General features: G+C 59.4%; 11 protein-coding genes. 5 read left to right on the top strand and 6 right to left on the bottom strand.

What is annotated here, in order from left to right; genetic code table 11:
* Positions 1–28 precede the first annotated feature (28 nt).
* A complete protein-coding gene (locus tag AC13C8_RS17230; protein ID WP_482848522.1) occupies positions 29–1,198 on the bottom strand; it encodes a type III PLP-dependent enzyme in 1,170 nt (389 codons plus the stop codon).
* A gap of 335 nt (positions 1,199–1,533) precedes the next feature.
* Here AC13C8_RS17230 and AC13C8_RS17225 point away from each other — a divergent pair, with 335 nt between their 5' ends.
* The 4 genes from AC13C8_RS17225 to AC13C8_RS17210 all read left to right on the top strand — a co-directional run bounded on the left by AC13C8_RS17225 (position 1,534) and on the right by AC13C8_RS17210 (position 6,308).
* The gene (locus AC13C8_RS17225; protein ID WP_091432125.1) at positions 1,534–2,118 is read left to right on the top strand and encodes an MOSC domain-containing protein; all 585 of its coding nucleotides are present in this window, start codon (positions 1,534–1,536) and stop codon (positions 2,116–2,118) included.
* Positions 2,119–2,331: 213 nt separating this feature from the next.
* On the top strand, positions 2,332–4,008 hold the full coding sequence (locus AC13C8_RS17220; RefSeq protein WP_482848521.1) for a formate--tetrahydrofolate ligase: 1,677 nt from the start codon (positions 2,332–2,334) through the stop codon (positions 4,006–4,008).
* A 101-nt stretch (positions 4,009–4,109) separates the two neighbouring features.
* Entirely contained in the window at positions 4,110–5,012 is a 903-nt protein-coding gene (gene folD, locus AC13C8_RS17215) for a bifunctional methylenetetrahydrofolate dehydrogenase/methenyltetrahydrofolate cyclohydrolase FolD (protein ID WP_091429316.1), read from the top strand.
* A 243-nt stretch (positions 5,013–5,255) separates the two neighbouring features.
* Positions 5,256–6,308 (top strand): Hint domain-containing protein, encoded by a 1,053-nt coding sequence (locus tag AC13C8_RS17210; protein WP_091429318.1) that lies wholly within the window; start codon positions 5,256–5,258, stop codon positions 6,306–6,308.
* A 24-nt stretch (positions 6,309–6,332) separates the two neighbouring features.
* Here AC13C8_RS17210 and AC13C8_RS17205 read toward each other — a convergent pair whose 3' ends face one another.
* The 5 genes from AC13C8_RS17205 to AC13C8_RS17185 all read right to left on the bottom strand — a co-directional run bounded on the left by AC13C8_RS17205 (position 6,333) and on the right by AC13C8_RS17185 (position 12,264).
* On the bottom strand, positions 6,333–7,127 hold the full coding sequence (locus AC13C8_RS17205; protein WP_482848520.1) for a crotonase/enoyl-CoA hydratase family protein: 795 nt from the start codon (positions 7,125–7,127) through the stop codon (positions 6,333–6,335).
* A gap of 59 nt (positions 7,128–7,186) precedes the next feature.
* The gene (locus AC13C8_RS17200) at positions 7,187–7,630 is read right to left on the bottom strand and encodes a PaaI family thioesterase (protein ID WP_091429319.1); all 444 of its coding nucleotides are present in this window, start codon (positions 7,628–7,630) and stop codon (positions 7,187–7,189) included.
* Between the two features lie 73 nt (positions 7,631–7,703).
* Positions 7,704–8,366, bottom strand: coding sequence for a ligase-associated DNA damage response endonuclease PdeM (gene pdeM, locus AC13C8_RS17195; protein WP_482848642.1), 663 nt, complete (start codon positions 8,364–8,366; stop codon positions 7,704–7,706).
* 56 nt (positions 8,367–8,422) lie between these two features.
* Positions 8,423–10,837 carry a ligase-associated DNA damage response DEXH box helicase gene (locus AC13C8_RS17190; protein ID WP_482848519.1) on the bottom strand — a complete coding sequence of 805 codons (2,415 nt, stop codon included), beginning with the start codon at positions 10,835–10,837 and terminating at the stop codon, positions 8,423–8,425.
* Between the two features lie 113 nt (positions 10,838–10,950).
* Positions 10,951–12,264 carry a P-loop NTPase family protein gene (locus AC13C8_RS17185; RefSeq protein WP_091432131.1) on the bottom strand — a complete coding sequence of 438 codons (1,314 nt, stop codon included), beginning with the start codon at positions 12,262–12,264 and terminating at the stop codon, positions 10,951–10,953.
* Positions 12,265–12,385: 121 nt separating this feature from the next.
* On the opposite strand from AC13C8_RS17185, the gene AC13C8_RS17180 reads away from it, so the two are divergent.
* Positions 12,386–14,077 (top strand): hypothetical protein, encoded by a 1,692-nt coding sequence (locus AC13C8_RS17180; protein WP_482848518.1) that lies wholly within the window; start codon positions 12,386–12,388, stop codon positions 14,075–14,077.
* The last annotated feature ends 25 nt before the right edge of the window (positions 14,078–14,102 follow it).

The raw sequence follows: 14,102 nt of genomic DNA, 5'->3' as shown, positions 1-14,102 counted from the left end.
TCAGAAACGTTCCATAGCGATTTTCAGGTCAGATCACGACCACATCCAGCGGCGGGAACCCGTTGAAGCACACGCTGGAATAGGTCGAGGTATAGGCACCGGTGTTGCGGATCAACACTCGATCCCCCGCTTTCAGGGTCATCGGCAGATGAACCGGGCGCTTTTCATAGAGCACGTCTGCGCTGTCGCAGCTTGGCCCGGCCATGACGCATGGCCCCATCGGCTCGCCATCGCGCGGGGTTTCGAACTGATAGCGGATCGCCTCGCCTTCGGTTTCGGCAAGGCCCGAGAACCGCCCGATGTCGAGATACACCCAACGGTGCATGTCACGGTCGGATTTGCGGCTGACCAGCATGACTTCGGCCACGATCACGCCAGCCTCGGCCACCATACCGCGCCCCGGCTCGGCCATCACCTGCACCTTGTCGCCGAAGCGCTCGGTCACAAGGTCGATAACCTGACGGGCATAGATTTCGGGCGCGTCAATCGCTTCGCCATAGAAGGCTGGGAAGCCACCGCCGATGTTCAGAACGGACACGGCATGGCCCGCTGCGTGGGCTGCACGCCAGATCTCGGCCATCACGTTCAGCATCGGCACCCACATCTTGGCGCGGCGGGTCTGTGATCCGACATGGAACGAGAATCCGACGGGGTTTAGCCCAAGTTCTTTGGCATAGCCCAGAAGCGCCATGGCGGTGTCGCGGTCACAGCCAAATTTGCGCGTCAGCGGCCAGTCGGCCTGGGAAGCTTCGACGATCAGACGAATATAGACCGACGCGCCCGGTGCGTTCTCAGCGATCTTCTCAAGCTCCTCCTGTGCGTCTGCGGCGAACAGGGTGATGCCTTGCTGGTGTGCCCACGCGACGTCCGATGCCCGTTTGACTGTGTTTCCGAAGGAAATATCCTGCGGCCGCGCACCTTCTTCAAGGCACAGCGAAATCTCACCTTTCGAGGCAGCGTCGAAATGGCTGCCAAGTTGGACAAGGCGGGCAATGATTTCGCGCGCCGGGTTTGCTTTCACGGCATAATGGATACGGGCGTGGCCCAGACCGGATTGCAGCGCGTTGTATTGTTGTTCGACCCGGTCGAGGTCCATGACCAATGTGGGACGGTCAAATTGCTGGCTGGCGACAAAAGCGTCCAGTCGGGACGGGACAGCAACAGGGGAAGGCGCACCAGCGCCAACGAAATGCATCATGGTCATCTCCAAAAGACCCGGCCATAACGAAAATCGTCGAAGACCGCTCAGTTCCAAGGGAGACGTTACCGTCGCTACGTAAACACGTGGGCGTAGATGCTTCCGGCCAGAGGCGCGTGCGTTGGCGTCTATGTCGCGCAAATGTCCTGAAAAAAGATTCGATGCAAGACCAAAAAATCGCGGCACGTGATTTTTTTTGCCGCCCGGCGCAACAGCGTGTCCGGGCGACACAGGTTCTGCCAGACAATCCGTGGTTCGAGCCGTATCTTTGGACCTGTCGCCTTGAGCTAGCGGCCGCTCTGCGTCACTCTGCTGTTGATTGGAAGGAGGCTTTCATGCCCGCGCTTATCCCAACAGACTACCACGGTCAGATTACATGGCTGGGAAAGACCATCGACCGGGACCAGACATTGGCATCGGTCGCCTGCGATGCGGTCCAGCTCACCTATGCGGGTGTAACGGGCGAGGCGCGGTCTGGCCTGACGCGCAAGTCATGCGCCAGGATGCGCGCGCAATATCCGGTGAACACCGAAATTCGGAATGTCCGCCAATTGTCGATCCTCTGCGCAGAGGAGCTCGCGTTGATTGCACAAGCGATGGAGATCGACGAGATAAACCCCGAATGGCTGGGCGCGTCCATGATCATTTCCGGTCTGCCGGACTTCACCCATACCCCGCCGTCTTCCCGTCTTGTCGCGGAAAACGGCACCTCGCTGACCATCGATATGGAAAACAGGCCCTGCAATTTCCCGGGTCAGGAGATCGAGCGCCATCTGCCGGGAAAAGGGCACGCCTTCAAGGCGGCAGCCGCGGATCGTCGCGGCGTCACGGCCTGGGTCGAGCGCGAAGGCGATCTTCGCACAGGCGATGCATTGCGTCTTCACGTCCCATTCCAACGCACATGGCAACCTGACCGTTAAGCCGTGCCGTTGAAGAAAGAGTGTCGCTGTCGAGATCTGGCTGCCCGATTGAAAACGACGAACTGGATTTCGACGAATTCCACGGCAAACATGTCGGATTCCACCCTATGAGATGATATCGGGGCAGATAAGTATCGGGAAGAAAAATGGTCGCAGGATCAACAGGGCTGCGATCTGACCTGAACAACAGCGCACGAATCTGAAGGATCTGCCATGAGCTATAAATCCGACATCGAAATTGCCCGCGAAGCCAAGAAACGCCCGATTCAGGAAATCGGCGACAAATTGGGCATTCCGACGGAACACTTGCTGCCCTTTGGCCATGACAAGGCGAAGGTCAGTCAGAATTTCATCAATTCAGTTCAATCCAACGATGATGGCAAGCTGATCCTTGTGACCGCGATCAACCCGACACCGGCCGGTGAGGGTAAGACAACCACCACCGTGGGTCTGGGCGATGGTCTGAACCGCATCGGCAAGAAAGCGATGGTCTGCATTCGCGAAGCGTCGCTTGGGCCGAACTTCGGCATGAAGGGCGGGGCTGCGGGTGGCGGTTACGCGCAGATCGTGCCGATGGAGGATATGAACCTGCACTTCACCGGCGACTTCCACGCCATCACCTCGGCCCATTCGCTGCTGTCGGCGATGATCGACAACCACATCTATTGGGGCAATGAGCTTCAGATTGATGAACGCCGCGTGGCCTGGCGCCGTGTGGTCGACATGAACGACCGCGCGCTGCGCGATATCGTGTGTTCGCTGGGCGGCGTCTCGAACGGTTTTCCACGTCAGACCGGATACGACATCACCGTCGCTTCGGAAGTGATGGCAATCCTGTGTCTGTCGAACAATCTTGAAGATCTGCAAAGACGTCTGGGCGATATCATCGTGGCTTATACGCGCGAACGCACGCCGATCTATTGCCGCGATATTGGTGCCGATGGCGCGATGACTGTGCTGCTCAAGGACGCGATGCAACCCAATCTGGTGCAGACGCTGGAGAACAACCCCGCCTTCGTGCATGGTGGCCCTTTCGCCAACATCGCGCATGGCTGTAACTCGGTCATAGCAACGAAAACCGCGATGAAACTGGCGGATTATGTCGTGACCGAAGCCGGTTTCGGCGCCGATCTGGGTGCCGAGAAGTTCATGAACATCAAGTGTCGTAAAGCAGGCATCGCCCCCAGCGTTGTGGTTCTGGTTGCCACCGTGCGCGCGATGAAGATGAACGGCGGCGTGGCCAAGGCCGATCTGGGCGAAGAAAACGTCTCAGCGGTCGAGGCAGGGTGCCCCAACCTTGGCCGTCACATCGAGAACCTGAAATCTTTCGGCGTGCCGGTTGTCGCCGCGATCAACCACTTTGTCACAGATACGGATGCAGAAGTGCAGGCGGTGAAGGATTATGTCGGCGAACACGGTTCGGAAGCCATCGTCTCACGCCATTGGGAACTTGGTTCGGAAGGGTCCGAGGCGCTGGCCCGCCGCGTGGCCGAGGTGGCCGATGCGGATGTGGCCAGCTTTGCGCCGATCTATCCAGACGAAATGCCCTTGTTCGAAAAGATCGAAACGATCGCCAAACGGATCTATCGCGCCGATGAAGTTCTGGCTGACAAGAAAATTCGTCAGCAATTACGCGATTGGGAAGAGGCCGGGTATGGCAACCTGCCGGTCTGCATGGCGAAAACGCAATACAGCTTCTCGACCGATCCCAACCTGCGCGGCGCGCCCACTGGCCATTCGGTGCCGGTGCGCGAGGTGCGTCTGTCTGCGGGTGCCGGCTTCATCGTCGTCGTGTGCGGCGAGATCATGACCATGCCCGGCCTGCCGCGCCAACCCGCCGCGCTGACCATCGGGTTGAACGCTGACGGCGAAATCGAGGGGCTGTTCTGATCAAGGAAGCGGCGCGGCGCGGGGCTTGCCTGTTGCTGCGCCCCGACCTGTTCTGATACCGGTCTGCCAAAGACCAAATTACACCACAAAAGGAGAGGGCGATGTCAGCTCAGATCATTGACGGCAAGGCTTTTGCTGCAACCGTGCGCGAAAAGGTCGCTGCCCATGTGACGCGTATCAAAGACGAAAATGGCATCACGCCCGGTCTGGCTGTCGTTTTGGTGGGTGAAGACCCCGCCAGCCAGGTCTATGTCCGCTCGAAAGGCAAGCAGACCATCGAAGTCGGCATGAACAGCTACGAGCACAAGCTGGATGCAGACACGTCCGAGGCAACATTGCTGGCCCTGATCGACAAGCTGAACAATGATCCGGAAGTGCATGGTATCCTTGTGCAATTGCCACTGCCGGGCCACCTGAACGAAGACCTTGTGATCAATTCGATAGATCCAGCCAAAGATGTGGACGGGTTCCATATTTCAAATGTCGGGCTGTTGGGGACGGGTCAGAAATCCATGGTGCCTTGCACGCCGCTGGGCTGTCTGATGATGCTGCGCGGCCACCTGGGGTCGCTGTCCGGGTTGGACGCGGTGGTGATCGGTCGCTCGAACATCGTCGGCAAGCCCATGGCCCAACTGCTGCTGGGCGACAGCTGCACCGTGACCATCGCGCATAGCCGCACCAAAGATTTGCCGGACGTGGTGCGTCGCGCCGATATCGTGGTGGCCGCCGTCGGGCGTGCCGAGATGGTTCCGGGCGATTGGATCAAACCCGGTGCCACCGTGATCGACGTGGGCATCAACCGCATCGACGCGCCCGAAAAGGGAGAGGGTAAGACCCGGCTGGTGGGCGATGTACATTTTGACAGCGCCGCCAAAGTAGCCGGTGCCATAACGCCGGTGCCGGGCGGGGTTGGCCCGATGACGATTGCCTGCCTTCTGGCCAACACGTTGACAGCCTGTTGTCGGGCCAATGGGTTGGTTGAGCCTGAGGGTTTGACCGCCTGAGGCGGAGGTTATTCACAGCATCTTGGGGGCGGGTTCTGATCTGCCCCTTTCTACATGCGCAGACCCGTGTGTTGCAGACTTGGCACTCTATTTTCGCAGCCCAATAAAATCGATTCGCACTAGCAAATATTCTGTTAACCTTTTCAGCGTCAACGTGACGCCAAAAGTCGCGGGCAATTGAGCAGTTCATCGTGACCAACGCGTCACGAAAACAGGGCGTCAAAAGAGCGCCGCAGGTAGAGCATGTCTATTTCCATATACGGGGCATTTCGCTCCGACACGACGATGTCCAACGATACGGCGACCTATGCCACGATCGGGTCACGGTTCCGGATCAGTTCCTACAGCAAAATCTCCATCTCGGATGGGGCTGATGGCACGATCATTTCAGGCGATAACGTCATCAATGAATCCCCCAACGATCCAAGCCAGACGTATAACGGAGAAGTCTTCATCTGGGATTACACGATCCAGGTGACAGACGGGTCAAACATCTATGAAGTCGGGGTCATGGATTGGGATGCGAACGGCAACGGCTCGTTCCAGTGGCCCGGTGCTGAACAGGGCTACTTCATCGCTTTTCTGAATGGTGATATTCCGCCGTTGAACACAAACCTGCGGGTCGTCGCGGTCACGGATAACGGCCCGTCGATCCCTGCCAGTTCTGTGGTGCCCTGTTTTGTCGTTGGCACGATGATCGACACACCGCATGGTCCCCGCCAGATCGAGACACTTGGTGTCGGCGACGAGGTGTTGACGCTGGACAATGGGCCGCAGAAAATTCGCTGGATCGGCAAGCGTGAACTCAGCCTTCGGGAGCTTTTGAAGAAACCCAAGCTGACACCGATCCGCATCACCGCAGGTGCATTGGGGGCCAACTTGCCCTTGCGCGATCTCTGCGTGTCACCACAGCACCGTGTGCTGGTCCGTTCACCCATTGCGAAACGGATGTTTGGCGGGGAAGAGGCATTGATCCCGGCCCATAAGCTGATCGAAATCCCCGGCATCTTTATCGACACGGTGGATGCGCCGGTCACATATATGCATATGCTTTTCGACAGCCACGAGATCGTGTTGTCGGAAGGGGCACCGACAGAAAGCCTGTTTACCGGCAAGGAGGCCCTGAAAAGCGTGGGCGATGCAGCCTATGACGAGATTATGACCTTGTTTCCCGAACTGGCAGCGGCGGATTATGTGCCCAGAATGGCGCGGTTCTGTCCGCCCAAGGGCAAGCATATGAAAACGCTCGTGCGCCGTCATGTCAGCAATCAAAAGCCGCTTCTGGCGATGCAGTAACCGCTCCGTGGCCTGTGGTTTGACCTAATCAGTGAATTTAGGTGCGCGTTTTTGCATTCCGGCCACCACAGCTTCCATCTGATTGGGTTTGCCCATCAGCCTCTCCTGCGCGCGGCTTTCCGCGATCAACGTGTCCTCGACCCCCATCAGCTCCGTATCCCGGATCAGGGCCTTGGCGGCCCGGATGGCGTCGGGGGATTTCTGCGCAATCTCGGCGGCAAGCGCTTGCGCCCGCTTCAGTGGTGTATCTGACAGTTCCGTCACAAACCCCCAGTCCAGCGCCTGTTGAGCCTCGAATTGCTCGGCGGAATAGGTCAGCTTGCGGATCACATCGCCCCGTGCCAGCCGCCGCATCAGAACCATACCGCCCATGTCGGGAATGATGCCCCAGCGGCCTTCCATGATGGAAAAGCGCGTATCGGGCGCGGCGATGCGCAGGTCGGCGCCCAGCATGATCTGGAACGCGCCGCCAAAGGCATAGCCATGCACAGCGGCGATCACCGGTTGTGGCATCTCGGCCCAGACCATGGAGGCGGCTTGAAACAGGTTTGAATTGCCATGCGTGCGCTCAAGGAACACGTCGCCCTGCATCGCGAACTGCGCGATTTCGGGCATTGCAGCCAGATCAAGCCCGGCCGAAAAGGCAGGCCCGTCGCCTGCCAGCACCACGGCGCGGATATCCTTGCGCGCGGCAAGGATTTCGCCCGCCTCCACGATGGCGCGGATCATCGCAAGGTCCAACGCATTGCGCTTGTCGGCCCGTGTCAACGTGACCGTGGCGACTTGGTTTTCTTCCGTGATGCGAACGCGGTCTGACATTTGGCTCTCCTGTTTCGGGTTGGAAAGAATGTGCAGTTTTGCCACGTGAAGGCCAACCGTCACGTTGCGGCAGGTCGGATCGGAACCGGCACCATGGTGCCCAAAAGCCGGGCGATCAGCGTGCGCTGGCCGTCCTGTTCGGCCCAGACATCGGCTTCGACAGGTATCAGCCGGCGGCCCGTTCGCAGCACGCGCCCCTCGGCGATCAGCCGATCGCCCGAAGCAGGGGCCAGCAGGTTGATCTTGATCTCGGAGGTCAGGACTTCGTGTCCCTCGGGCATGACAGACAACGCGGCATAGCCCGCAGCGGTGTCGCCCAGCCCGAAGGTCAGCGCGGCATGACCATACCCGTGGTGTTGGCGCATATTGTCCGGGATTGGCGCGCTGATCTGGCACGACCCGTGCGCCAAATCGGTCATTTCCGCCCCGATCAACGTCATCAGACTCTGCGCTGCAAAGCTTTGCCGGGCTTTGGCAATGGTGTCTGGGGAAAGCTCTGTCATGTGGCGTCCTCTCGTTGGGAAAGGGTAGCACATTTGCCGACCACGCAATGAAAACGCCACGTCACAAGCGGGGTCAGCGCGGCATCGGGATGGGTTGTGGTGGCTCGCCCAGCAGGACAGCGATCGCTTCGCGTCGCATCAAACGCGACAAAACCGAATTGTCCGTGCGCAGCCCGCCAGTATAAGTGCCATAGGACGGCATGATCACCCGATCCCCATCGAAGAGCATGCAGCGCCGACTGACTGTGCGACCTTTGAAATGAAGCTGCGCTTTGGGGTGGAAATGCCCGGTGATCTCGCCTGACGCGCCGACCCGCGCGATATGGCGGAAGTGCAGCGGGGGTTGCAAAAGCTCTGCCAGATGGGTGCCGGCAAACTCGATCGGGCCGGGGTCGTGGTTGCCCTCGATCCAGACCCAGCGGCGGCCAGCCATCAGGCGGGTCAGCCACAAGGCTTCATCCTCGGGCAGGTTTGCCGACGCCTCAAGATCATCAAAACTGTCGCCCAGACAGACAATGGTGCGCGCACCCGTCGCTTCGATGTCGGTTTCCAATTTGTGCAGAGTGTCACGGGTTTCATAGGGCGGCAGGATTGCACCACCGCTGCGCGCCATCCGTTCGGATTTGCCCAAATGAAGGTCCGAGACACACAGGATTTTTACCTCGGGCCACCAAAGCGCACCCGATGGCAACAAGGTCAGCTTCACCCCCGTGAAAATAAACTCGTACCCCTTCATATAATCTTCCAAGTCGATTTTCGGCGCTATTGCAAGATTTTACTGCGGTTTCGGGGTTAGATCAGTCCGGCCTCTATCATAAGGCGATCTGCCTCAGCGCGCATCAACGTCTCTTGCCCCGCGCCATTGACCGGCACCTTGCCGACTTCAAGGAACAGTGGGGCGGCGAAGGGCGTCACACGGCCCGGATGGACGTGGTCGATCATACCCCCGGTGCGCTCCAGCATCCCGTCAATCCGGTCAAAGCCGATCAGGCCGCGCATCGCTTCGTCGCGGGTGATGGATAACAGCAAGTGGTCGGGATCGTATTTGCGAAGCGTGTCGTAAAGGATGTCCGCCGAAAAGGTCGCCTGCCGCCCCGAAGATCGCTTGCCGGGCAGGTTGCGGGTGATCAGACCGGCAATGGTGGCCGCGCCTTTGAAGCTTCGTTTCATCAGGGCGTTTTCCGCAAGCCATCCGTCCAGCCCGTCACGCAGGCCCGTGGCGTCGAGCGCTTGAGCGGGGTTGTCCAGATGCGACAAGGACCAAATCAGCGTGGCATAGTCGGTGGCGACGAAGCCCAGCGGGCCAAGCCCCAACTCCTCCATCCGGCGTGTAACCATCAGGCCCAGCGTCTGCTGCGCGTTTTTGCCGGCAAAGCCATAGATGCAGGTATGCGGGCGGTCTTCGTGGTCGAAACTTTCAACAAGGATGCGGCCTGCGCGCGGTAATTGGCTGACCTCGCGCTGCAATTCGATCCAGTCAAGCGTGTGGCGGGGCAGGTCGGGCAGGGGCGTGCGGTGCAATAGATCAAGGATACGGGTGGACAGTTGCGTCGAGGTGGAGAACTTGGTGCCGGAAAACACCGCGAGTTTTGGTTTGCGACCTCGATCGCGGCTGACCTGCACCTCCATCTCTCGCAGGCTTTCAAACCGCACGATCTTGCCGCCCATAAGGAAGGTGTCGCCGGGCACCAGCGAGGCGGCGAAGCGTTCCTCGACCTCGCCCAATGGCTTGCCACCCGAGGCACCAGACCGTCCCTTCATCCGCACCTTCAGCTTGTCGGTGTCAACGATCGTGCCCACATTCATCCGCACCTGTTGGGCCAGACGCGGATCGCGCAGCTGCCACAGCCCATCGGCACGCTGCATCAGCCGTTGCCACCGATCATAGGCGCGCAGGGCATAGCCTCCGGTCGCCACAAAATCGAGGCAGGCGTCGAAATCCCTGCGTGTCAGGTCGGCATATGGGCCAGCGGTCGTAACCTCGGCAAATAATTCATCGGCGTCAAAAGGGGCCGCAGAGGCGGTGATCAGGATGTGCTGGCACAGCACGTCACGCGGGCCGGGGCCGCGCGGGTCGCCGTCAAGGTCATGGGCCAGCACCGCCTCGATCGCAGCGTGACATTCGATGACTTCCCACCGGTTTGCGGGCAGGATCAGCGCCTTGGAGGGTGCATTGTGACGGTGATTGGCCCGCCCGATCCGCTGCACCAGCCGTTTTACGTTCTTGGGCGCGCCCACTTGAATGACCAGATCGACATCGCCCCAATCCAGCCCGAGGTCCAGCGACCCGGTGCAGACCACGGCGCGCAATTGGCCCGCAACCATCGCGGCTTCGACCTTATGGCGTTGTTCCAGCGCCAGCGAACCATGGTGGATGCCGACGGGCAGGCCCGCGTCATTGGCCAGCCACAACTCGTGAAAAAAGATCTCGGCCTGCGCGCGGGTGTTGTGGAAGATCAGCGTGGTCTTGTGTTTTGCAACCTCCTCAAGAACCTCGCGGATTGCATATCGCCCGCCACCACCGGACCACGGGGGTGGGTTGTCGGTGGTCAACATGGCGATATCAGGATCAGGACCGGGGTCAGCTTCGATGATCGCGCAGGCGGTTGGATGCGGGGCAAGGAACCGGGCCAGCGCGGGCGGGTCTTCGACCGTGGCCGACAGTCCAACGCGCCGCAGATCAGGGCAGAGCGCTTGCAGCCGCGACAGACACAGCATCAGCTGATCGCCGCGTTTGCTTTCCGCCAGCGCGTGCAGCTCGTCCACGACGACACGTTTCAGACCCGCGAATATGCGTGGTGCGTCTTCATAACTGAGCAGCAAGGCAAGGCTCTCCGGCGTGGTCAGCAGGATGTGCGGCGGGTCGGCGCGCTGCGCTTTCTTACGGGTCTGGGTGGTGTCGCCGGATCGATCCTCGACCCGGATTGCCAGCCCCATCTCGTCAATCGGGGCGGTCAGGTTGCGCCGCATATCTGCCGCCAACGCCTTCAAAGGCGAAATATAGAGCGTATGTAGACCCGGACCGGGGGCCGCGCCCAGTTCGACCAGCGTCGGCAAGAACCCCGCGAGGGTTTTGCCGCCCCCGGTGGGTGCGATCAGCATCAAGGCCGGGGCATCGGACCGCGCCAGCATCCTGACCTGATGCGGATGCGGCGACCAACCGCGCTGGGTGAACCAGTGGTCGAATTGGGGGGGCAGGGTGATCATGCGGTCAGGATAGCAAAGCGCTGTGCCAAGAACATGCCGCAAATGCGTCCGGCCACGAAAAAGGGCGGTCCGAGGTGCACGACAGACCGCCCTTGCTGCTCGTCTTGATCGTGTTAGTGCACGATCTCCTCTTCTTTTACGAACATGTTCTCCCATGCCCGGTCGATCAGTTCGGGGGTCATCTGTGGGGGGATCCCCTCGAAATCGCAGATCGACAGCATCTGGTCGATCAGGAACACCGGCTGATAGTTGGCATAGATGTTGTCGATGGTCGGATATTTGGTTTTCAGAAGATGGACCAACGCCTCCTGGTTCAGCGGCATGCCCTTCTTCTTCGCGACCATGGCAAAGATTTTCAGGAAGCCTTCCTGATCCGGCCCGTCGATCTTGATCTTGTAAAAGATCCGGCGCAGAGCCGCTTTGTCGAAGATTTTGTTTGGGTGGAAGTTGGTCGAGAAGATGACCAAGGTGTCAAATGGCACCTCGAACTTTTCGCCGGATTGCAGGGCCAGAATATCCTTGCTTTCTTCCAGCGGCACAATCCAGCGGTTGATCAGCGCCTGGGGCGGATCGGCCTGACGACCAAGGTCGTCGACGATGAACACGCCGCCGGTCGATTTCAACTGAAGCGAGGCCGTATAGGTCCGCGCGGTCGGGTTATAGACCAGATCCAGCATGTCCAGCGTCAGTTCGCCCCCGGTGATCACCGTGGGACGTTCGCACAGCACATAGCGGCGGTCGTATTTCTTGGACACCCGGCGCAGGGCGTTGGGGTCGCCTTCTTCTTCCTCGGCCAGCGTGTGGACGATTGGGTCATAGACAGTGATCACCTGCCCTGAATACTCGATGGCACGCGGCACAAAGATCTTGTCGCCCAACGCGTCACGAATCCCGTTCGAGATCGAAGATTTCCCGTTGCCCGGTGGGCCATACATCAGGATCGACCGGCCCGAGCCGACCGCAGGCCCCAACTGGTCCAAAAGATCAGGTGGCAAGATCAGATGTCCCATGGCACCGGTCAGTTGTTCGCGTGACATGTGGATGTTGCGAATTGACTGACGCTTGACCTGTTTGGCATAGACCGACATTGGCACCGGCATGGCGCCGAAATATTCCGACTGCGACAGCGCATCCAGCGCGCGTGCCTTGCCGGTGTCGGACAGGCGATAGCCCATCTCGGACGACTTGGAACCCGCGTGCAGCGTGCCCATCGCCTCGACCAATCCGCCATCGCGGCACATATCCACCAATTCTTGCACCACGCGGGCCGGCAGGCACAAAACCCGCTCAAGATCCGAGATCAATTCCAGATTGGTGCGAAACATGGTTTTCAGCAGGATGTCCCGCATCATCACCAAGGACAGCCCGGTTTCGGACAGGGTCATCGCCACCGGTGGCGCCATCATGTCCGTGCTATGTACATTCATTGTCATGCCCGATCTTATGTTGCGGTTTTGTCTGCCAAGTCAATAAATTGACCAAACAATTACAAACCTTTGCGAAGCGCGCTATTGGCGCTATTTTAGCTACAAAAGAATGAGGGCAGGTATGAGCACAAATAAAGGCAAGTTTTTGGCAGCCTTCATGGCGGGCCTGATGGGGCTGTATGCCTTTGTTCTGCTAAACAAAGGTGGTCTATACATCTCAAAGCATGAAGGTGACACACTGCATTTGTTGCAAATGCTTCTGCGCATGGGGCAGGGGGACTGGCCGCATCTGGATTTCGTGACACCCATCGGTGTGCTGGCCTTCGCGCCAATTTCGGCGTTTCTAAAGGCAGGTTGGGGCATTGGGCTTGCGATCCAAGCGGGTCAACTGCTTGTGGCTGCTGTTCTTTTTCTTCCGACATGGTGGGTGGCCAAGACGCGGTTTGACAGCGGTTGGGCCTATCTATTTGCGGCAACCATCCTGATTTTCACAACCGCTCTGGTCTATGGCGAGGTGGATGACAGTGTCTCGATCTCGATGCACTACAACCGATGGGCCTGGGCACTGTCGTTTCTGGCGATCACGACCGCAATCTTGCCAGCGCGCGACGCGCCTTCGCAGCGTATGGACGGGTTTGTGATCGGGCTGGCAATCGCGGCCATGGCGATGATCAAGATCACCTATTTCGCGGCCTTCTTCATCCCGGTGCTCATAGGGTTGTTTGCACGCGGGGCCGGGCGCACGGCGCTATACGCCTTGCTGACGGGCCTTGTGACCGTGGCGCTTGTTACGCTCTGGATCGGTACGCCGGTGATCTGGCTGGCCTATCTGCGGGATCTTCTGAACGTCGCCACCTCGGACGTGCGACCGCAACCGGGGCGCGATTTCAGCTATGTGGTCAGCGCGCCCGCCTATCTGGGTGGATCACTGATCGCGCTGCTTGCGGTGATCTTCCTGCGTCAATCCGGGCGGATGACCGAGGGGCTGGTGCTTCTTCTGCTCCTGCCCGGTTTCTTTTATGTGACGTTCCAGAATTTCGGCAATGATCCGCAATGGTTGTGGCTTCTGGGGCTGCTTTTGATCGCGCTGCGCCCGTCAGGCCCATTGTTCAACGGCTTCGGTTGGGATTTGCAAAAGGCGATAACCTATTCGGCTATCGCCGCTTTCGTCTTCGCCACCCCCAGCTTCATGAATCTTGCCGCCAGCCCGTTTCGACACTTTGCCACGGATGTGGAGAAATATGCCCCGCTGATGCCGGGAAGCGGCGTGAATGAAGACTTGCAGACCTACGCGCCGCGCGCCTCACGGGTGGATGTGCGTCGTGCCCTGGACGGGCCGGAGACGTTGTTCGCCGATCTTTATGACGATGAGGCGCGCGAGGATACGAATGTCACCTTCAAGGGCCGTGATCTGGAGTATTGCAGCTTGGAACTTGGCATGGTCGTATGGTTCCGCGCCGTGTCGCAGGACATTGCAGACTGGTCTGGTGGTGGCAAGGCGCTGTTTTCCGCAGACCTATTGTCCAGCTATTGGCTCTATGCCGATTTGGCCCCGCTGAAGGGCGGCGCGCCTTGGTATTACGGCGATCTTAGCGGGATCGAGAATGCGGATTACCTGCTGGTGCCGACCTGCCCCCTGTCTGCCGACACCCGCAAGAAGATTTTGGACGAGGTATCGGGACAGGACTGGATCGACGACGTGAAAGAGGTGCGGCGGACGCCCTACTACACGCTCTACAGCTTGCCGGGGAAAGCGCCAAAACCGGTAGAACCACCTGTAGAAACCGAGAAGGAGGATGGGCGGTCGGAATAAATCCGTGCCGTATCGCCCCTGAAAA

The sequence above is a fragment of the Aliiroseovarius sp. B-4 genome (assembly GCF_056857795.1).
This window is presented reverse-complemented; position numbering and strand designations above follow the sequence as displayed.

What these genes read in the sequence shown, in the direction of transcription:
- folD (WP_091429316.1), top strand. Translation starts at nt 4,110, where the DNA reads ATGTCAGCTCAGATCATTGACGGCAAGGCTTTTGCTGCAACCGTGCGC.
- AC13C8_RS17205 (WP_482848520.1), bottom strand. Translation starts at nt 7,127, where the DNA reads ATGTCAGACCGCGTTCGCATCACGGAAGAAAACCAAGTCGCCACGGTC.
- pdeM (WP_482848642.1), bottom strand. Translation starts at nt 8,366, where the DNA reads ATGAAGGGGTACGAGTTTATTTTCACGGGGGTGAAGCTGACCTTGTTG.
- AC13C8_RS17210 (WP_091429318.1), top strand. Translation starts at nt 5,256, where the DNA reads ATGTCTATTTCCATATACGGGGCATTTCGCTCCGACACGACGATGTCC.
- AC13C8_RS17180 (WP_482848518.1), top strand. Translation starts at nt 12,386, where the DNA reads ATGAGCACAAATAAAGGCAAGTTTTTGGCAGCCTTCATGGCGGGCCTG.
- AC13C8_RS17200 (WP_091429319.1), bottom strand. Translation starts at nt 7,630, where the DNA reads ATGACAGAGCTTTCCCCAGACACCATTGCCAAAGCCCGGCAAAGCTTT.
- AC13C8_RS17230 (WP_482848522.1), bottom strand. Translation starts at nt 1,198, where the DNA reads ATGATGCATTTCGTTGGCGCTGGTGCGCCTTCCCCTGTTGCTGTCCCG.
- AC13C8_RS17225 (WP_091432125.1), top strand. Translation starts at nt 1,534, where the DNA reads ATGCCCGCGCTTATCCCAACAGACTACCACGGTCAGATTACATGGCTG.
- AC13C8_RS17190 (WP_482848519.1), bottom strand. Translation starts at nt 10,837, where the DNA reads ATGATCACCCTGCCCCCCCAATTCGACCACTGGTTCACCCAGCGCGGT.
- AC13C8_RS17185 (WP_091432131.1), bottom strand. Translation starts at nt 12,264, where the DNA reads ATGAATGTACATAGCACGGACATGATGGCGCCACCGGTGGCGATGACC.
- AC13C8_RS17220 (WP_482848521.1), top strand. Translation starts at nt 2,332, where the DNA reads ATGAGCTATAAATCCGACATCGAAATTGCCCGCGAAGCCAAGAAACGC.